This window comes from Variovorax sp. 10N432 (assembly GCF_056394465.1).
In genome coordinates, this window is the sequence record NZ_JBFTHX010000009.1 from 137,697 (window position 1) to 155,112 (window position 17,416).

Consider the following 17,416-nt stretch of genomic DNA (forward strand, 5'->3'; position numbering starts at 1 on the left):
TGCGTTGCGCCACTCGTGGCATCAAGCAACAATGGGCCAATTGATAATTTCCGAAATGGCATGAATGGAACGCAGTGACCTGGAGCTTGTGCTGGCGATCCGCAGCCGCGGCAGCCTGGCCGGCGCCGCGCTCGCGCTCGACGTGGTCCCGTCGGTGGTGACCAAGCGCCTGGGCGCGCTGGAGGCCCGGCTCGGCCAGCGGCTGTTCGAGCGCACCACGCGCCGCCTCAGCGCCACCGCCGAGGGCGAAACCGTGTGCCAGCATGCCAAGGGTCTGCTCGAAGGCTTCGCAGCGCTCGAGAACGAGCTCGGCGAACGCCAGAGCGAACTCAGCGGGCCGGTGCGGCTGGCCGGCACCTTCGGCTTCGGCCGCCGCTGGCTGGGCCCGGCGCTGGCGAGCTTCAACCAGCGCCACCCCGGGCTCGAAATCCAGCTGCAGCTGGTCGAGGCCCTGCCCGATCTCGGCGCCGAGGGCTTCGACGGCGCGGTCTGGCTCTGGGCGCCGCAGCAGCGCCGGGCCGGCGACTGGGTCAGCCGGCGCATCGCGCGCAACCAGCGGGTGCTGGCCGCGAGCCCGGACTACCTCGCGCGCCGCGGCATGCCGGCCGACGTGGCGGCGCTGGCGGCGCACGACTGCCTGGTGGCGCGCGAGAACAGCGTCGGCGGCGAGCGCGAGTTCGCCCTGTGGACGCTGCGCCGGGCCAGGGACGGCAGCACCGCGCGGGTGCGGGTGCGCGGCCCGCTGTCCAGCAACTCGGGCGAGATGGTGCGCGACTGGTGCCTGTCGGGCCACGGCATCATGCTGCGCAGCCTGTGGGACATCGCGCCACAGCTTGCGTCCGGCGAACTGGTGCGCGTGCTGCCGCAGCATGCGATGCCGGATGCGGACATCCAGTGGATCGCACCCTGGCGTCCCAAGACGCCGCGCCGGGTGCGGCTGCTGATCGATTTCCTGGTCGAGAGTTTTCGGGCCGAGCCGTGGAAGGCCGTCGGGCCTACTTGACGACCAGGCTGACGCCCACCGCGGTGATCGCGATGCCGGCCAGGGTCAGGGCGGTGATCGGTTCCGCGAACAGCAGCCAGGCCATCACGGCCGTGCACGGCGGCACCAGGTAGAGCAGGCTGGTCACCGCGGTGGCGGTGCCGCGCTGGATCAGCATGTAGAGCAGCGAACTGCCGCCCAGCGACAGCGCGAGCACCGACCACGCCATGGCGCCGCCCGAGGCCAGGTTCCAGTGAATGCTGTCGGGCTCGAGCGCCGCGAACGGCAAGGTGACGATCAAGGCTGCGGCCATCTGGATCGCGCTGGCGCTGCGGACGTCGCAGGGCGCGAGAAAACGCTTCTGGTACAGCGTGCCGGCGGTGATCGACAACAGCGCCAGCAAGGCCAGCCCCATGGTCAGTGCGCTGACCTCCCCGCCCTGCCCGAGCTTGCGCGACACGACCAGCACCAGGCCGCCGAATCCGAGCAGCAGCCCGGTCCATTGGCGCCGCGTGATCCGGCCGCCGAACATGCTGAGCCAGACGGCGGTCAGCACCGGCTGGATACCGACCAGCAGCGCGACCAGCCCGGACCCCATGCCGGCCCGCACCGCGGCCCAGACGCCGCCGAGGTAGCCGGCCTGCATCAAGACGCCGATGACGGCGAGATGCCCCCACTGGCGACGATCGCGCGGCCACGCGACGCGGGCCCAGCGGACCCAGACCAGGAAGCAGACCATCGAGAGCGCATAGCGCACGGCGAGGAACTTGAGCGGCGGCGCATGGGGCATGCCGAAGCGCGCCACGATGAAGCCGGTGCTCCAGATCAGCACGAATACCGCCGGCATGGCCCGCAGCCAGCCCGTCGACCGGGCCGCAGCGCTCATTTCGCGCGGGCCCGGATTTCGGGGATCGCCTTTTGCAGGTAGTAGACCATCGACCAGACGGTGAGTACGGCCGACAGCCAGATCAGCCATTGGCCCCAGGTGCCGGTGTCGATACGGCCGAACAGCACGCCGTCGAACAGCAGGAACGGGATCGCGACCATCTGCACCACGGTCTTCACCTTGCCGACCATGTGGACCGCCACGCTCTTGCTGGCGCCGATCTGCGCCATCCATTCGCGCAGGGCGGAGATCGCGATCTCGCGGCCGATGATGATCAGCGCCACGAAGACGTCGGCGCGGTTCAGGTGGACCAGCACCAGGAGCGAGGCGCAGACCAGGAACTTGTCGGCCACCGGATCGAGGAAGGCGCCGAAGGCCGAGGTCTGCTTGAGCCGGCGCGCCAGGAAACCGTCGAGCCAGTCGGTGGCCGCGAAGACGATGAACATCACCGTCGCGATCCAGTTGCGCATCGGCACGTCCAGCGGCAGATAGAACACGCCCACGATCAGGGGGATCGCGACGATGCGCGTCCAGGTCATGATCGTTGGCAGAGTCCAGAACATTGCGCTGGAGTATAGGGGCCGGAGGAATCGCCCCCACGCTCCCCCACTGCGTGTGGGTCGCTGCCCCCCGAGGGGGCCGCAGGCCGCCTTGGGGCGGCCCGGCGCCGGCCTGAATCGCCCCCACGCTCCCCCACTGCGTGTGGCTCGCTGCCCCCCGAGGGGGCCGCAGGCCGCCTTGGGGCGGCCCGGCGCCGGCCTGAATCGCCCCCACGCTCCCCACTGCGTGTGGGTCGCTGTCCCCCGAGGGGGCCGCAGGCCGCCTTGGGGCGGCCCGGCGCCGGCCTGGATCGCCCCCACGCTCCCCAAGGGGGCCGCAGGCCTAGTGCAAAGCGCGGTAGATCTCTTCGGCCAGGTCGAAGGCGATGCCATCGACCGACGCGATGTCCTCCACGCTCGCCGCCGCCACGCCGCGGATGCCGCCGAAGCGCTGCAGCAGGCGCGCGCGCCGCTTCGGGCCGATGCCCGGGATGTCCTCGAGCTGGCTGCCGCCGACCCGCACCTTGGCGCGCTTGGCGCGCATGCCGGTGATGGCGAAGCGATGCGCCTCGTCGCGGATCTGCGCCACCAGCATCAGCGCCGCGGAGTCGCGGCCCAGGTAGACCTTCTCGCGGCCATCGGCGAACACCAGTTCCTCGAGGCCGACCTTGCGGCCCTCGCCCTTCTCGACGCCGACGATCAGCGACAGCGGCAGGCCCAGCTCGCTGAACACCTCGCGCGCCATCGACACCTGGCCCTTGCCGCCATCGACCAGCACCAGCTCCGGCATCCGCGCGGTCCGCGTGCCCGGCTTGGCGTCGGTGCCGACGCCCGCGGCATCGCCGGCCGGCGGCGCCTCGGTCTCGGCCGCCATCGCCTCGGCCAGCTTGCCGTAGCGCCGGTGCAGCACCTGGCGCATCGCGGCGTAGTCGTCGCCCGGCGTGATGCCTTCGATGTTGTAGCGCCGGTATTCGCGGTTCTGCATGGCGTGGTGCTCGAACACCACGCACGAGGCCTGGGTCGCCTCGCCAGCGGTGTGCGAGATGTCGAAGCACTCGACGCGGAAATTGTCGAGGTCGTCGGGCGCCAGTTCGAGCGCATCGACCAGCGCCCGCGTGCGGGCCTGCTGCGAGCCTTCTTCGGCCAGCAGGCGGGCCAGTTGCAGCCCGGCGTTCTTGGTCGCCATCTCGAGCCAATGGCGGCGCTGCTCGCGCGGCTGGAAGACCGCCGTGACACGGGTGCCCGACTGCTGCGACACGGCCTCGATCAGCTCGCGGCTGACGAGCTCGCTGAGCACCAGCGTGGCCGGCACCGGGACGTCGATGTAGTGCTGGGCGATGAAGGCCTCGAGCACCTGCACCTCGACCGCGTCGGCCGGCGGCGGCGGGCCGTCGTCGCCCTCGCCCTCGGCGTGCTGCATCTGCGCGGCATCCTCGACATGCACCGGGAAGTAGGCCCGGTCGCCCAGATGCCGCCCGCCCCGCACCATGGCGAGGTTCACGCAGGCCTTGCCGCCCTGCACCTTGACCGCCAGGATGTCGACGTCCTTGTCGGAAGCGATCTCGATCGACTGCTGGTGCAGCACGCGCGACAGGGCCGACATCTGGTTGCGCAGCTCGGCCGCCTGCTCGAACTCGAGCTTCTCGGCATGCGCCATCATGCGCGCCTCGAGCTGGGTCAGGACGGCCTGCGTGTCGCCCATCAGGAAGGCCTCGGCGTTGGCCACGTCCTGGGCATAGGCCTCGGGCGTGATGTGGCCGACGCAGGGCGCGGTGCAGCGCTTGATCTGGTAGAGCAGGCACGGCCGGGCGCGGTTGGCGTAGACCGTGTCTTCGCAGGTGCGCAGCTTGAAGACCTTCTGCAGCAGCTGGATCGATTCTTTCACCGCCCATGCGCTGGGGTACGGGCCGAAATAGCGGTGCTTGCGATCGACCGAGCCCCGGTAGTAGGCCAGCCTGGGGAACTCGTGCGACGCGATCTTGAGATAAGGGTAGCTCTTGTCGTCGCGAAAAAGAATGTTGTAGCGCGGCTTGAGCGACTTGATGAGGTTGTTCTCGAGCAGCAGCGCCTCGGCCTCGGAGCGCACCACGGTGGTCTCCATGCGGGCGATCTTCGAGATCATGTGGCCGATGCGCGTGCCGCCGTGGCTCTTCTGGAAATAGTTCGCGACCCGCTTCTTGAGGTTGCGCGCCTTGCCGACGTAGAGCACGCCGCCCTGGGCGTCGAAGTAGCGGTAGACGCCCGGCAGCTGCGGCAGGGCCGCCACTTCGCTGAGCAGTTGGTCGGAATGGACGGAAGGGGTCTCAGGCATCGTTCTCAGAGTTGCGAGGAGGCCGCGATCACCGGCTCGCAGCGCACGTCCGTCTTGACCGAGTTGGCGATGAAGCACTGGTCATGTGCCGAGTGGTGCATCGCCTCGTGTTGTTCCGTCGACGGCTGGCTCTGGCCCGAGAACTGCACCTCGGGACGCAAGGTGACGACGGTCATCGCGATCTTGCCTTCGGCATTGCGGCCCATCTTGCCGCTGGCGTGATCGGCGTAGCGCTCGACGCAGAAGCCGCGCGAGGCCGCGATCGACAGGAACCACAGCATGTGGCAGCTCGACAGCGAGGCGACGAAGGCTTCTTCGGGATCGACCGCGGCGGCGTCCGACAGCGGCACGGGCACCACGTGCGGCGAGGACGAGCCCAGCCATTCGGCACCGCCGTCGAAACGGATGGCGTGGCGGCGGCTGTAGCGGTTGCCGAGAAAATCCTGGTCGCCGCGCTGCCAGAGGATGTCGGCCGAGTGTTGTGACATGGGGGCTGTCTCCGGTGTCTTCGGGTGGAGGGCTGTAGAGTATCCCGCGATGCGCTGGGACATTTTCTGCAAGGTGATCGACAACCATGGCGACGTAGGCGTCTGCTGGCGGCTGGCCACATCGCTGGCCGGTCCGGACGACATCGTCCGCCTTTGGATCGACGACCCGTCGGCGCTGGCCTGGATGGCACCCGGCGGCTGCGATGGCGTCACGGTCGTTCCCTGGACCCCGACCCACGCGGCGCGGGCCGCTTCGGAGGCGGCGCCGGACGTGCTGATCGAGGCCTTCGGCTGCGATCCCGCCCCCGAGGTCATTGCCCGCTTCGCCGAGCATGCGGGCCATGAGGGCGCCCGCCGCCACTGGATCAACCTCGAATACCTGTCCGCAGAGCCCTACGTCGAACGCCTGCACGGCCTGCCCTCCCCCGTGTTCCGGGCCCCCGGCGCGGGCCTGACCAAGTATTTTTTCTACCCGGGGTTCACCGAGCGCACGGGCGGGCTGCTGCGCGGGCCGGACCTCATGGCGCGACGCGCCCGCTTCGACCGCGCCGCCTGGTTCCGGCGCCAGGGCATCGACTGGCAGGGCGAGCGGGTGGTCTCGCTGTTCTGCTACGAACCGCCGGCCCTCGAGGCGCTGCTGGCGCAATTCGAGCATGCGGCCGAGCCGACCCGCCTGCTGGTCACCGCCGGGCGCGCCGCTGCCGCCTTGCCGCCCGGCCCGCCCCGGCGCGGCGCCCTCGCCATCAGCTGGCTGCCCACCCTGCCCCAGCCGGAGTTCGACCACCTGCTGTGGGCCTGCGACCTGAACTTCGTGCGCGGCGAGGATTCGCTGGTGCGTGCGCTCTGGGCCGGCGCCCCCTTCGTCTGGCAGATCTATCCGCAGGACGACGACGCCCACCACGAGAAACTGGACGCCTTCCTGGACTGGCTGCAGGCGCCGCCGACGCTGCGCGGCTTTCATCACCTGTGGAGCGGCATCCAGGACGGCGACCTGCCTCTCCTGGACCCCGCCACCTTGGCGTCCTGGGCCGAAACCACAGAGGCGGCGCGCGCCCGGTTGCTCGCGCAGGACGACCTTTTGACCCGACTTCGGCGATTCGTCGCCCAAAAAAGCTAAAATTGCGGGCTTTGCGGAATTCCGACAGCGCTCCCGACCCAGGTGTCCCCTGGACCGAACGCCGATCGAAGCTTCCGCTGAACCCGCCGCGGTGAATGCGCCAGAGGGCCGAGCCCTACAGTGCACGAGCGGCCAACATCCAGAGACCCTGATTATGAAAATCGCTCAAGAAATCCGCGCTGGCAACGTGATCATGCATGGCAAGGACCCGATGGTCGTCCTGAAGACCGAATACAGCCGTGGCGGCCGCAATTCCGCCACCGTGCGCATGAAGCTCAAGAGCCTGATCGCCAACTTCAACACCGAAGTGGTGTTCAAGGCCGACGACAAGATCGACCAGATCGTGCTCGACAAGAAGGAGTGCACCTACTCCTACTTCGCCGACCCGATGTACGTCTGCATGGACACCGAGTACAACCAGTACGAAGTCGAAGCCGAGAACATGGGCGACTCGCTCAACTACCTCGAAGACGGCATGCCGGTCGAAGTGGTGTTCTACGACGGCAAGGCGATCTCGGTCGAACTGCCGACCAGCGTCGAGCGCGAAATCACCTGGACCGAGCCGGCCGTCAAGGGCGACACCTCGGGCAAGGTCATGAAGCCGGCCAAGATCTCGACCGGCTTCGAGATCGGCGTGCCGCTGTTCGTCGCCCAGGGCGACAAGATCGAAATCGACACCCGCACCGGCGAATACCGCAAGCGCGTCTGACCGACCGCCACCCTGCAAAAAGGCTCCCGCGGGAGCCTTTTTTGCGTCCCGGTCCCTGATGCGCGGCCGCAACGGGCCCGAAACCTGCAACGCGCACAATCCAGAATCCGCCTTCCCCCGCACGACCATGGACAACCACAGCACTCACGACCTTCACGACAAGCGGCTCGCCGACGCCTGGGCCACCCTGCAGGCCCATTCGGACAAGGGACTGCCGCTGCACACCGATCCTTCGCGGCTGGCCTTCGCCGACCCGGAATTCCTGCTGCGGCGCGAAACCCGCGGCCTGCGCATGCAGCTCGAACTCATGAAACCCGACCTCGAGATGCGCGCCCACGGCATCGAGAACACGGTGGTGGTGTTCGGCAGCGCGCGCTTCCGCAGCGAGGAGGAATCGGGCGCGCTGATCGCCCAGGCCGAGGCCGCCGGCGACAGCGTGGCCGCAGACCGCTGGCGCAAGCTGGCGCGCAGCTCGCACTACTACGAGAAGGCGCGCGCCTTCGGCAAGCTGGTGGCGCAGTACAGCAACGACCGTGAACCGCAGGACAAGCTCTTCGTCTGCACCGGCGGCGGGCCCGGCATCATGCAGGCCGCCAACCGCGGCGCCTACGAGGGCGGCGGTCTGTCGGTCGGGCTGGCGATCGCGCTGCCGATGGAAGAAGAAGCCAATCCCTACGTGACGCCGGCGCTGAGCTTCAAGTTCCACTACTTCGCGATCCGCAAGATGCATTTCATGATGCGGGCGAAGGCGCTGGTGGCCTTCCCGGGCGGCTTCGGCACGCTCGACGAGCTGTTCGAGGTCATCACGCTGGTGCAGACCAAGAAGGCCAAGCCGGTGCCGATCGTGCTGTTCGGCTCGGACTACTGGAAGCAGCTCATCAACTTCGAGTTCCTGGCCGAGGAAGGCGTGATCTCGCCCAACGACGTGAAGCTGATCGAGTACGTCGACGCGCCCCAGGACGCCTGGAACTACATCAAGACCTTCTACAAGCTGTAGCTACTCGCCGCGCGGCGGCACCTGCAGGCCCCACACCGAGCGAGTGCCCGCGGCCACCACGCCGCCGACGATCCAGAACACGCCGGCGACGCCGATCAGCGCGCCGGCGGCGCCGAACAGCATCGGCATCGCCACGCTCGAGGCGTTGAGCGTCATCACGCGCAGGCCGAGCGCCTCGCCGTGGCGCGCATGCGGCGTGATCTGGTGCAGCATGCTCATCACCATCGGCTGCACGGCGCCGAGGGCGATGCCGAGCACCACCGAGCAGGCGCCCATGCCGAGCGCGCTGGTCATCAGCGGATAGACCGCGAAGACCAGCGCCGTGACCACGTTCGATGCCGCGATCACGCTGCGCTCGCTGAAACGCGATGCGACCAGCGGCAGCACGACGCGGATGGCGGCCGCCGCGACCGCGAAGGCGCCGAGGATCGATCCGATCATCGACGCGCTCAGGCCGCGCTCGTGACCGAGCAGCGGCAGCACGAAGGTATGGACATCCCAGGCGGCCGACTGCATCCAGTTGACGAACAGCAGCCGCCTGAACATCGGCTGGGCCAGCAGGTCCCAGGCGCGCGGCCTGGGCGCGCCGGCCGGCAGGCTGATGTGCGGCAACTCGACGGTGCCGCGCGCCAGCAGCCAGCAGGCGATGGGCAGCAGCGCCAGCAGCGCGAAGGCCACGCGAAAACCGATCATGTCTCCGGGCACCGGGCCGGCGTGGTCGATCAGCAGCCCGGTGGCGAAGGGGCCGACGAAGTTGGCCGCGGCCGGCGCGATCGCCAGCCAGCTGAACACCTGCTTGAGCTGGGTCGGGTTGGTGGCCGCGCGGCCGACATGGCGCTGCAGCGCGATCACGGCGATGCCGGTCGCGCCGCCCGTCAGCAGAGCGGCCACGCAGAGCACCGGGAACACCGGGAAAGCCCCGGCCAGCGCCGCACCCGTGGTCGCCGCCACGACTGCGATCGTGAGCGGCAGCCGCAGCCCGTGCCGGTCGGCGAAGCGGCCGGCGGGCAGCGCCAGGAACACCTGGGTCAGCGCGAACAGCGCCAGCAGCATCCCGACGGCCGCCGGACTGTAGCCGTCGCGCAAGGCCAGCAGCGGGGCCGCCAGCCGGGTGCCCGTCATCGCGGCATGCAGGCAGACCTGCGCCAGGATCAGGCGAAGCAATCCAGGGTTCACGGGGCGGCGGCGTCCTCGTCGTCGGCCTGCGGCAGCAAGGCCTGGGTCTGCGCCTCGGGCAGCGCCTCGACCTTGCGCAGCGCCAGCCGCATCTGCCGGGCCCGGGTGTCGGCCTTGTCGAGCGTGTCGGAGGCCTTGGCCACCTGCTCCTTGATGCGCGCCACCCATTCGCCGTAGCGCTCGAATTCGGTCTTGACCGCGCCCAGCACCTTCCAGACCTCGGACGCCTGGTGCTCCAGCGCCAGCGTGCGAAAGCCCATGTGCAGGCTGTTGAGCATGGCCAGCAGCGTGGTCGGGCCGGCCAGCGTCACGCGATGCTGGCGCTGGATGGCATCCATCAGGCCCGGCCGGCGCAGCACCTCGGCGTAGAGGCTCTCGACCGGCAGGAACAGGATCGCGAAATCGGTGGTGTGCGGCGCCGCCAGGTAGTTGTCGGCGATCGACTTGGCCTCGCTGCGGATGCGCGCCTCGAGCGCCTTGGCGGCCAGCTCGGCGGCCGCTGCGTCGGCCCGCTCGTGGGCGTCGATCAGGCGCTCGTAGTCGTCGCGCGGAAACTTGGCGTCGATCGGCAGCCAGACCGGCGCGCCGTCGCCGCCGCGGCCCGGGAAGCGGACCGCGAAATCGACCCGCTGGCCGCTGCGCGGCTTGGTCTCGACCTGGCGGGCGAACTGCTCGGCCGTCAGCACCTGCTCGAGCAGCGCCTCGAGCTGCACTTCGCCGAACACGCCGCGGGTCTTGACGTTGGTCAGCACCCGCTGGAGGCTGCCAACGCCCACCGCCAGCAACTGCATCTCGCCCAGCCCCTTGTGCACCTGCTCGAGCCGCTCGGCCACCTGCTTGAAGCTCTCGCCGAGCCGCGCCTCGAGCGTGCTCTGCAGCTTCTCGTCGACGGTCTGGCGCATCTCGTCGAGCTTGGCGGTGTTGCTCTGCTGCAGCTGCGCGAGCTGGGTTTCCATCGTCGCGCGCACCTCGGCGAGCCGGCGGGCGTTGGACTCGGACAGCCCCTGGAGCTGGGTGTTGAGGGTGTCGGCCAGCGTCTTCTGCAACAGCGCGAGCTGCTGCGCGAAGGCGTCGATCTGGGCGTTCTGGGTGCGCGTGGACTCCGCCCCCTGGTGCAGCAAGGCGCGCTGGAAGGTGGCGAAGGCCTGCGCGCTTTCCTGGCGCGCGCCGCGCGACGATTCGCCGATCTCATGGCGCAGTTCGCGCTCGATGCGCTCGTTGCTGGCCAGAAGCGCCGAATGGTCGGAAGGCGGTGCGGGCCGCAGCAGCAGCCACAGCAGGAGGACGATATTCAAGGCCGCGAGGGCCAGCAGGATCCAGGTCTCGGTCACGGGCTCAGCGTGCCCCCAGCACCGCGGGGTTCAGCGGCGTCACCGGCTTGCCGTCGACCAGGAAGCCGATCAGGTTGTCGACCGCGAGATCGGCCATGGCCCGGCGGGTCGGCACGGTGGCGCTCGCGATGTGGGGCGTCAGCACCACATTGGGAACGGTCAGCAGGTCGGGGTGCACCTTGGGTTCGCCCTCGAAGACGTCGAGGCCGGCGGCGGCGATGCGGCGCTCGCGCAGCGCAACGGCCAGCGCGGCGTCGTCGACGATGCCGCCGCGCGCGATGTTGACCAAGGTCGCGGTCGGCTTCATCAGCGCCAGTTCGGCGGCGCCGATGGTGTGGTGGGAAGCCGGCGTGTAGGGCACCACCAGGACGACGTGGTCAGCAGTCTTGAGGAGCTCTTCCTTGCCGACGTAGCTGGCCTTGCACTCGGCTTCGAGCGCGGCATCGAGCCGCGAACGGTTGTGATAGATCACCTTCATGCCGAAGCCGAGCGCACCGCGCTTCGCGATGCCCTGCCCGATGCGTCCCATGCCGATGATGCCGAGCGTGGAGCCATGGATGTCGGAGCCCGAGAACATGTCGTAGCGCCACTTCTTCCACTGGCCTGCGCGCAGGAAATGCTCGCTTTCGGCAATCCGCCGCGCCGTGGCCATCAGCAGCGCGAAGCCGAAGTCGGCCGTGGTCTCGGTCAGCACGTCGGGCGCATTGGTGCCCAGCACGCCGCGCGCGGTCATGGCGTCGAGGTCGAAGTTGTTGTAGCCCACGGCCATGTTGGCGCAGATCTTCAGGTCGGGGCAGGCCGCGAGCAGCGCGCCGTCGATGCGCTCGCTGCCGGTGGTGAAGACGCCCTGCTTGCCCTGCAGCTTCTCGATCAGCTGGGCCGCGCTCCAGTCGTCGTCGGCCTGGTTGGCCTCGACGTCGAAGTGGGCCTGGAGCCGGGCGATGGTCTCGGGGAAGATCGAACGGGCGACGAGGACTTTGGCTTGGGTCATGGTCAGCGGAAGAAGATGAAGGTGGTGAGGATGAACAGCGGGATCAGGATCGCGCCCGACCACAGCATGTAGCCGAAGAAGCTCGGCATGCGCACGCCGCGGCTCTCCGCGATGGCCTTGACCATCAGGTTGGGCGCGTTGCCGATGTAGGTGTTGGCGCCCATGAACACGGCACCGGCCGAGATCGCCGCCAGTGTCGTCGCATAGGTGGTCATCAGCGCCTGCGGGTCGCCGCCCGCGGTGTTGAAGAACACCAGGTAGGTCGGCGCATTGTCGAGGAACGAGCTCAGGATGCCGGTGGCCCAGAAGTACATCGCCGGGTCGGGTTGGCCGTCGGGCCGGGTGACGGCCGAGACGATGGCGCCGAACGGGCCATGGAGGCCGGCCTTCAGCATCGCGATCACCGGCACGATGGTCAGGAAGATGCCCGCGAACAGCTTGGCCACCTCGGCCATCGGGCCCCAGCCGAACTGGTTGTCGGCATGGACCTTGGGCGCGGTGAGCTTGAGCGACAGCAAGGTCAGCGCCACCAGCCCGACGTCGCGCACCAGGCCCGGCAGGCCGACCCAGGTGCCGTGGATGTCGAAGCCCAGCGGCGACTTCCAGACGCCGCTCAGCAGCACCAGGAAGAGCACGCCGCCCAGCAGCCAGAAGTTGACGGCGCCGTCGAAGCCGATGCCGCCGGTGTCGGGGGTCGGGTCGAAGGGCGTGACGCCTTCGTGGCGGAAGTACCAGCGGTCGAGCGCATAGAACAGGGCCAGCAGCGCGCCGACCACGAACAGCGTGTCGGGAAAGATGTTCTTCGCGGTCCAGAAGAAATCGACGCCCTTGAGGAAGCCGAGGAACAGCGGCGGATCGCCCAGCGGCGTCAGCGACCCGCCGACGTTCGACACGATGAAGATGAAGAACACGACCACGTGCACCTTGTGCTTGCGGTCGTCGTTGGCACGGATCAGCGGCCGGATCAGCAGCATCGAGGCGCCGGTGGTGCCCATCAGGCTGGCGAGCACCGCCCCGATCGCGAGGATCGCGGTGTTCAGGCCGGCCGAGCCGCGCAGGTTGCCGCGGATATGGATGCCGCCGGCGACCGCGAACAGGGCCGTGAGCAGGATGATGAACGGGATGTATTCGGCCACCAGCGCATGGACCAGCTGGGCCCCGGCCTGGGGGGCGCCGTAGATCAGCCCGAAGGGCAGCAGGAAGGCCAGCGACCAGGCGGCCGACACCTTGCCGTAGTGGTGGTGCCAGAACGAGGGCGCCAGCAGCGGCAGCAGCGCGATCGACAACAGGATGCCGGCGAAGGGCAGGCCCCACAGCGGCGACAGGCTGCCGCCGTCGAACTCGGCGGCGGCGGCAAGCGCCGGAAACGCCAGGGTCGACGCACCGGCCACCCCGATTCGCAGCCAGCGGCCGCAGCGGATCGGCGCCCTCATGCCGCGGGCTGCTCGATCTCGAAGACCTGCCGCAGGTAGGCCAGGTAGCGTTCGTCCTCGCACATGTTCTTGGACGGCGTGTCGGAGAGCTTGGCCACCGGCTGGTCGTTGCAGCGGATCATCTTGATGACGATCTGCAGCGGCTCGTAGCCGAGGTCGTTGGTCAGGTTGGTGCCGATGCCGAAGGCCAGCTGGCAGCGGCCGCGGAACTGCTGGTACAGCTCGATGGTCTTGGGCACCGTGAGGCCGTCGCTGAAGATCAGGGTCTTGGTCAGGGGGTCGACCCGGCTCGCGAGGTAGTGGGCCAGCATCCGCTCGCCCCACTGGAATGGGTCACCGCTGTCGTGGCGCGCACCGTCGAAGAGCTTGCAGAAATAGAGGTCGAAGTCGCGCAGGAAGGCGCTCATGCCGTAGACGTCCGACAGCGCGATGCCGAGGTCGCCGCGGTATTCCCGGGCCCACGATTCGAAGCCGAAGACCTGGCTGTCGCGCAGCCGGGGGCCGAGCGCCTGGCAGGCCTGCAGGTATTCGTGCGCCATGGTGCCGAGCGGAATCAGGCCGAGCTTCATGGCGTACAGCACGTTGCTGGTGCCAGCGAGCTGCGGCAGCTTCGACATCGCGTGCAGCGGCGCCGGCGCCGTGACCGCGCCGAGCCGGCTGACCAGCGTGCGCAGCACCTCTTCGTGCCAGTCCTTCGAGAAGCGCCGGCGGGTGCCGTAGTCGGCGATCTTGAGGTCGGCCAGCCGGTCGTCCTGGAGCTGGGCGATCTTGGTCTCGAGCCGGCGCCGGCCCTCGGCCAGGTCGGGCTGGGGCTGGGTATTGCGGAAGTACACCTCGTTGACGATCGCCAGCACGGGAATCTCGAACAGGATGGTGTGCAGCCACGGCCCCTTGATGCTGATCTCGAGCTCGCCCGAGGGCTGGGGAACGATGTCGATGTACTTCTCGTTGAGCCTGAACAGCCCGAGGAAGTCGACGAAGTCGCTCTTGATGAAGCGCATCGAGCGCAGGTAGCTCAGTTCGGGTTCGCGGAACTGCAGCGAGCAGAGATGCCGCACCTCTTCGCGGATCTGGACGGCGAAGCGCGCCAGGTCGATGCCGGGGTTGCGGCACTTGAAACGGTACTCGACCCGCGCGCCCGGGAAATGGTGCAGGACCACCTGCATCATCGTGAACTTGTAGAGGTCGGTATCGAGCAGGCTGTGAATGATCATGGTGCGGCGCGCTGGTCTCCGGATTTCGGTGTGCGTTCGATTATCACGGGCGGCGTCGGCAAGTGCCTACGGCCCCTTCCCCGGGCGTCCTACCGGGGCGACGGCGGCCCCACGCGACAGTGTCTCCACGTCGGCCAGCAAGCGATGCGACCGGCGAGCAACCATCTGAAGCTGAAGGAGATACGTCATGAACAAAGACACCGTCGAAGGCAACTGGAAGCAGTTCAAGGGCAAGATCAAGGAGCAATGGGGCAAGCTGACCGACGACGATTTCGACGTCATCGCCGGCAAGCGCGACCAGTTGCTCGGTCGCATCCAGGAGCGTCACGGCATCAGCCGCGATGAAGCCGAAAAGCAGGTCGCCGACTGGGAACGCCGCGATGGCCGCACCCCCGCCGCGATCTGGATGGAACGCGTCTGACGTCCCACCCCACCCCATCACAACTCTGGAGAATCGAAATGAAAAAACATCTGCTCATGCTTGCGATCGCGTCCACCTGTTTCGTCGCCGGCCAGGCCAGCGCGATGACGCAGGACGAATACAAGGTCGCCAAGGAAAAGATCGAGGCCGACTACAAGGTCGCCAAGGCCCAGTGCGACACCCTGAAGGACAACGCCAAGGACGTCTGCGAGAAGGAAGCCAAGGGACATGAAAACGTCGCCAAGGCCGAACTCGAACAGCAGTACAAGCCGAGCCCGGCGCACGCCCGCAACGTGGCCGAAGAAAAGGTCAAGGCCAACTACGAAGTCGCCAAGGAAAAGTGCGACGACCTGAAGAGCGATGCCAAGAGCGCTTGCGAGAAGCAGGCCAAGGCCGATGAAGCCAAGGGCAAGGCCGAGATCAAGGCCATGAAGATGTAATGCGCCTCCGGGCTGGCTGATCTTTGGTCGCCACCCACCCCCTGCCGGGAGCACTGGCAGGGGGTTTCGCTATTTGAGTTCGTCCACTACGGCTCGCAGGGCGGCCGGCAGCTTCACCGGCCGCTGAGTTTCGCGGTCGACATACACGTGGACGAAATGCCCCTGCGCCGCGGCCGTCTCGGCACCTTCGGCGAACAGGGCGATCTCGTAGCGCACGCTGGAACTGCCGGCATGCGCCACCCGGATGCCGGCCTCGACGGTCTGGGGGAAAGCCAGCGGGGCGAAATAGTGGCACTGGGTCTCGACCACGAAGCCGATCGTCGCACCCTGGTGGATGTCGAGCGCCCCGCGCTCGATCAGCAGCGTATTCACCGCCGTGTCGAACCAGGCGTAGTAGACGACGTTGTTGACGTGGCCGTACATGTCGTTGTCGGCCCAGCGCGTCTGGATGCGCCGAAAGCAGCGATAGCCGCTGCGGGATTGAGGGGTCGGTCGAACAGCGCTCATGGCGCGGCATTCTGCCAGCGCCGTCTCGGCGATCCTGGCGGAAATGGAATGCAACGCCTTCGGAACATTCCCATGGACAAGTTTTAGAAAACACGTTCTAAATTGCTGCAGCGCAATAAAAAACCCTTGTCCAGAACGCGTGGCTGCCTATACTTGAGGCCATGCTGCACCGCAACATAAGTGAAGGGGCAGCTCAAGCGTGAATCAACATTTTCAATTCAACTGGAGCACCAACATGGCCCTCACCGCCGACCAAATCATCTCTTCGCAAAAAGCCAACCTGGAAACCCTGTTCGGCCTGACCACCAAGGCCTTCGAAGGCGTCGAAAAGCTGGTCGAACTCAATGTGACCGCTTCCAAGGCCGCCCTGACCGAAGCCGCCGGCACCAGCCAGGCCCTGCTGAGCGTCAAGGATGCGCAAGAGCTGCTGACGCTGCAAGCCAGCCTGTTCCAGCCCCTGGCCGAAAAGACCGCTGCCTACAGCCGTCACCTGTACGACATCGCCCAAGGCACCAGCGCCGAGTTCACCAAGGCTTTCGAAGTCAAGGCCGCTGAAGCCCAGCAAGCCTTCGTCGGCCTGGTCGACAGCGCCGCCAAGAACGCCCCGGCCGGCTCGGAAACCGCCGTCGCCGTCATGAAGAGCGCCGTGGCTGCCGCCAACAACGCCTTCGAATCGGTGCAAAAGGCTGTCAAGCAAGCCTCGGACGTCGCCGAAGCCAACTTCCAGGCCGTGCAGACCACCGCCGTGAACGCCGCCAAGAGCACCGCCCAGACCGCCACGCGCAAGCGCTAAGCATTTCAGGCCCGCTGCGAACGGGCCGCGATTGTCTCCTTGGGTCCTTCGGGATCCAATTCAGGGCCCCGTCTCCGGACGGGGCCTTTTTTTATGGCCGATCGGGTCTTCGATAATGTCCGCCACACCATTTGGAGATCGGCATGCAAATCAACGGCAAGGTTTTTATCGTGACGGGTGGCGCTTCGGGCCTGGGCGAAGGCACGGCGCGGATGCTGGCAGCGAACGGCGGCAAGGTGGTCGTGGCCGACATGCAGGCCGACAAGGGCGAAGCGGTCGCCAAGGACATCGGCGGCGTCTTCGTCAAGTGCGATGTCAGCCAGGAGGCCGACGGCCAGGCCGCGGTGGCAGCCGCGCTGCAGTTCGGCAAGCTCGTCGGCCTGGTCAACTGCGCCGGCATCGCGCCGGCCGAGAAGACCGTCGGCAAGAACGGCCCGCACGCGCTGGCGGTGTTCAGCAAGACGGTCACGGTCAACCTGATCGGCAGCTTCAACATGATCCGACTGGCGGCCGACGCGATGGCGAAGAACGAGCCCGAGGCCACCGGCGAGCGCGGCGTGCTGATCTCGACCGCCTCGGTGGCGGCCTACGACGGCCAGATCGGCCAGGCCGCCTACAGCGCCTCGAAGGGCGGCGTGGTCGGCATGACCCTGCCGATCGCCCGCGACCTGGCGCGCAGCGGCATCCGCAACATGACGATCGCCCCCGGCATCTTCGGCACGCCGATGCTGTTCGGCATGCCGCAGGAGGTGCAGGACGCCCTGGCCGCCAGCGTGCCCTTCCCCTCGCGCCTGGGCACGCCCGAGGACTACGCCAAGCTGGCGAAGCACATCATCGAGAACGACATGCTCAACGGCGAGGTGATCCGCCTCGACGGCGCGATCCGCTTGGCGCCCCGCTGAACTGACCCCCACGCTCCCTCACTTCGTGTAGTCGCTGCCCCCCGAGGGGGCCGCAGGCCGCCTTGGGGCGGCCCGGCGCCGGTCTGACTGGCCCCCACGCTCCCTCACTTCGTGTAGTCGCTGCCCCCCGAGGGGGCCGCAGGCCGCCTGGGGGCGGCCCGGCGCCGGCCTGGGTGGCC

At 68.1% G+C, this 17,416-nt stretch carries 18 protein-coding genes; 8 read left to right on the plus strand and 10 right to left on the minus strand.

Translation table 11 applies throughout. From position 1 onward, the window contains the following. The first annotated feature begins 64 nt into the window (after positions 1-64). Entirely contained in the window at positions 65-1,003 is a 939-nt protein-coding gene (locus AC1DF3_RS13355; RefSeq protein ID WP_478139868.1) for a LysR family transcriptional regulator, read from the plus strand. On the opposite strand, the gene AC1DF3_RS13360 is transcribed toward AC1DF3_RS13355, so the two are convergent. The 4 genes from AC1DF3_RS13360 to AC1DF3_RS13375 form a co-directional block, all read right to left on the minus strand. Further along, positions 996-1,868: a DMT family transporter gene (locus tag AC1DF3_RS13360; protein WP_286532633.1), complete on the minus strand. Its 873-nt coding sequence runs from the start codon at positions 1,866-1,868 to the stop codon at positions 996-998. The two genes, AC1DF3_RS13355 and AC1DF3_RS13360, sit on opposite strands and share 8 nt — an antisense overlap. Further along, entirely contained in the window at positions 1,865-2,431 is a 567-nt protein-coding gene (gene pgsA, locus AC1DF3_RS13365; protein ID WP_478139869.1) for a CDP-diacylglycerol--glycerol-3-phosphate 3-phosphatidyltransferase, read from the minus strand. Before pgsA ends, AC1DF3_RS13360 begins: the two co-directional genes overlap by 4 nt. A 319-nt stretch (positions 2,432-2,750) precedes the next feature. Then, the gene (uvrC, locus tag AC1DF3_RS13370; protein ID WP_286532627.1) at positions 2,751-4,718 is read right to left on the minus strand and encodes an excinuclease ABC subunit UvrC; all 1,968 of its coding nucleotides are present in this window, start codon (positions 4,716-4,718) and stop codon (positions 2,751-2,753) included. Between the two features lie 5 nt (positions 4,719-4,723). Next, positions 4,724-5,206, minus strand: a complete 483-nt coding sequence (locus AC1DF3_RS13375) for an OsmC family protein (RefSeq protein WP_478139870.1) — start codon at positions 5,204-5,206, stop codon at positions 4,724-4,726. Between the two features lie 49 nt (positions 5,207-5,255). Between AC1DF3_RS13375 and earP the strand changes: the two genes are divergently transcribed. The 3 genes from earP (at position 5,256) to AC1DF3_RS13390 (ending at position 8,029) form a co-directional block, all read left to right on the plus strand. Then, positions 5,256-6,323, plus strand: coding sequence for an elongation factor P maturation arginine rhamnosyltransferase EarP (gene earP, locus AC1DF3_RS13380; RefSeq protein WP_478139871.1), 1,068 nt, complete (start codon positions 5,256-5,258; stop codon positions 6,321-6,323). A gap of 154 nt (positions 6,324-6,477) precedes the next feature. Next, positions 6,478-7,032 (plus strand): elongation factor P, encoded by a 555-nt coding sequence (gene efp, locus AC1DF3_RS13385; RefSeq protein ID WP_286367245.1) that lies wholly within the window; start codon positions 6,478-6,480, stop codon positions 7,030-7,032. A gap of 127 nt (positions 7,033-7,159) precedes the next feature. Beyond that, a complete protein-coding gene (locus AC1DF3_RS13390; RefSeq protein ID WP_286532618.1) occupies positions 7,160-8,029 on the plus strand; it encodes an LOG family protein in 870 nt (289 codons plus the stop codon). On the opposite strand, the gene AC1DF3_RS13395 is transcribed toward AC1DF3_RS13390, so the two are convergent. From AC1DF3_RS13395 to pncB, 5 genes are read right to left on the minus strand one after another with little or no spacing between them, the layout of a single operon-like run. Next, the gene (locus AC1DF3_RS13395; RefSeq protein WP_286532616.1) at positions 8,030-9,205 is read right to left on the minus strand and encodes an MFS transporter; all 1,176 of its coding nucleotides are present in this window, start codon (positions 9,203-9,205) and stop codon (positions 8,030-8,032) included. After that, positions 9,202-10,536, minus strand: a complete 1,335-nt coding sequence (locus AC1DF3_RS13400) for a DNA recombination protein RmuC (protein ID WP_478139872.1) — start codon at positions 10,534-10,536, stop codon at positions 9,202-9,204. The genes AC1DF3_RS13395 and AC1DF3_RS13400 overlap by 4 nt, the downstream gene beginning before the upstream one ends. Positions 10,537-10,540: 4 nt before the next feature. Continuing rightward, entirely contained in the window at positions 10,541-11,527 is a 987-nt protein-coding gene (locus tag AC1DF3_RS13405; protein WP_286532614.1) for a 2-hydroxyacid dehydrogenase, read from the minus strand. A 2-nt stretch (positions 11,528-11,529) separates the two neighbouring features. Then, the gene (locus AC1DF3_RS13410; protein WP_286532611.1) at positions 11,530-12,960 is read right to left on the minus strand and encodes a sodium:proton antiporter; all 1,431 of its coding nucleotides are present in this window, start codon (positions 12,958-12,960) and stop codon (positions 11,530-11,532) included. Then, complete coding sequence (gene pncB, locus AC1DF3_RS13415; RefSeq protein WP_286507398.1) at positions 12,957-14,174, minus strand: nicotinate phosphoribosyltransferase; 1,218 nt, start codon at positions 14,172-14,174, stop codon at positions 12,957-12,959. The genes AC1DF3_RS13410 and pncB overlap by 4 nt, the downstream gene beginning before the upstream one ends. A 187-nt stretch (positions 14,175-14,361) precedes the next feature. On the opposite strand from pncB, the gene AC1DF3_RS13420 reads away from it, so the two are divergent. Both AC1DF3_RS13420 and AC1DF3_RS13425 read left to right on the plus strand, forming a co-directional pair. Further along, positions 14,362-14,595, plus strand: coding sequence for a CsbD family protein (locus tag AC1DF3_RS13420; RefSeq protein WP_286524538.1), 234 nt, complete (start codon positions 14,362-14,364; stop codon positions 14,593-14,595). A gap of 38 nt (positions 14,596-14,633) precedes the next feature. Beyond that, positions 14,634-15,035, plus strand: coding sequence for a hypothetical protein (locus AC1DF3_RS13425; protein ID WP_286532608.1), 402 nt, complete (start codon positions 14,634-14,636; stop codon positions 15,033-15,035). Between the two features lie 69 nt (positions 15,036-15,104). On the opposite strand, the gene AC1DF3_RS13430 is transcribed toward AC1DF3_RS13425, so the two are convergent. Next, positions 15,105-15,542, minus strand: coding sequence for an acyl-CoA thioesterase (locus tag AC1DF3_RS13430; RefSeq protein ID WP_286532606.1), 438 nt, complete (start codon positions 15,540-15,542; stop codon positions 15,105-15,107). Between the two features lie 235 nt (positions 15,543-15,777). Here AC1DF3_RS13430 and AC1DF3_RS13435 point away from each other — a divergent pair, with 235 nt between their 5' ends. Both AC1DF3_RS13435 and AC1DF3_RS13440 read left to right on the plus strand, forming a co-directional pair. Then, a complete protein-coding gene (locus tag AC1DF3_RS13435) occupies positions 15,778-16,335 on the plus strand; it encodes a phasin family protein (protein ID WP_286524543.1) in 558 nt (185 codons plus the stop codon). 143 nt (positions 16,336-16,478) lie between these two features. Next, positions 16,479-17,237 (plus strand): 3-hydroxyacyl-CoA dehydrogenase, encoded by a 759-nt coding sequence (locus AC1DF3_RS13440; RefSeq protein ID WP_478139873.1) that lies wholly within the window; start codon positions 16,479-16,481, stop codon positions 17,235-17,237. Positions 17,238-17,416 lie beyond the last annotated feature (179 nt).

Coding starts and splice junctions, on each gene's coding strand:
- AC1DF3_RS13355 (WP_478139868.1), top strand. CDS start 65: ATGGAACGCAGTGACCTGGAGCTTGTGCTGGCGATCCGCAGCCGCGGC.
- AC1DF3_RS13360 (WP_286532633.1), bottom strand. CDS start 1,868: ATGAGCGCTGCGGCCCGGTCGACGGGCTGGCTGCGGGCCATGCCGGCG.
- pgsA (WP_478139869.1), bottom strand. CDS start 2,431: ATGTTCTGGACTCTGCCAACGATCATGACCTGGACGCGCATCGTCGCG.
- uvrC (WP_286532627.1), bottom strand. CDS start 4,718: ATGCCTGAGACCCCTTCCGTCCATTCCGACCAACTGCTCAGCGAAGTG.
- AC1DF3_RS13375 (WP_478139870.1), bottom strand. CDS start 5,206: ATGTCACAACACTCGGCCGACATCCTCTGGCAGCGCGGCGACCAGGAT.
- earP (WP_478139871.1), top strand. CDS start 5,256: ATGCGCTGGGACATTTTCTGCAAGGTGATCGACAACCATGGCGACGTA.
- efp (WP_286367245.1), top strand. CDS start 6,478: ATGAAAATCGCTCAAGAAATCCGCGCTGGCAACGTGATCATGCATGGC.
- AC1DF3_RS13390 (WP_286532618.1), top strand. CDS start 7,160: ATGGACAACCACAGCACTCACGACCTTCACGACAAGCGGCTCGCCGAC.
- AC1DF3_RS13405 (WP_286532614.1), bottom strand. CDS start 11,527: ATGACCCAAGCCAAAGTCCTCGTCGCCCGTTCGATCTTCCCCGAGACC.
- AC1DF3_RS13410 (WP_286532611.1), bottom strand. CDS start 12,960: ATGAGGGCGCCGATCCGCTGCGGCCGCTGGCTGCGAATCGGGGTGGCC.
- pncB (WP_286507398.1), bottom strand. CDS start 14,174: ATGATCATTCACAGCCTGCTCGATACCGACCTCTACAAGTTCACGATG.
- AC1DF3_RS13420 (WP_286524538.1), top strand. CDS start 14,362: ATGAACAAAGACACCGTCGAAGGCAACTGGAAGCAGTTCAAGGGCAAG.
- AC1DF3_RS13425 (WP_286532608.1), top strand. CDS start 14,634: ATGAAAAAACATCTGCTCATGCTTGCGATCGCGTCCACCTGTTTCGTC.
- AC1DF3_RS13430 (WP_286532606.1), bottom strand. CDS start 15,542: ATGAGCGCTGTTCGACCGACCCCTCAATCCCGCAGCGGCTATCGCTGC.
- AC1DF3_RS13435 (WP_286524543.1), top strand. CDS start 15,778: ATGGCCCTCACCGCCGACCAAATCATCTCTTCGCAAAAAGCCAACCTG.
- AC1DF3_RS13440 (WP_478139873.1), top strand. CDS start 16,479: ATGCAAATCAACGGCAAGGTTTTTATCGTGACGGGTGGCGCTTCGGGC.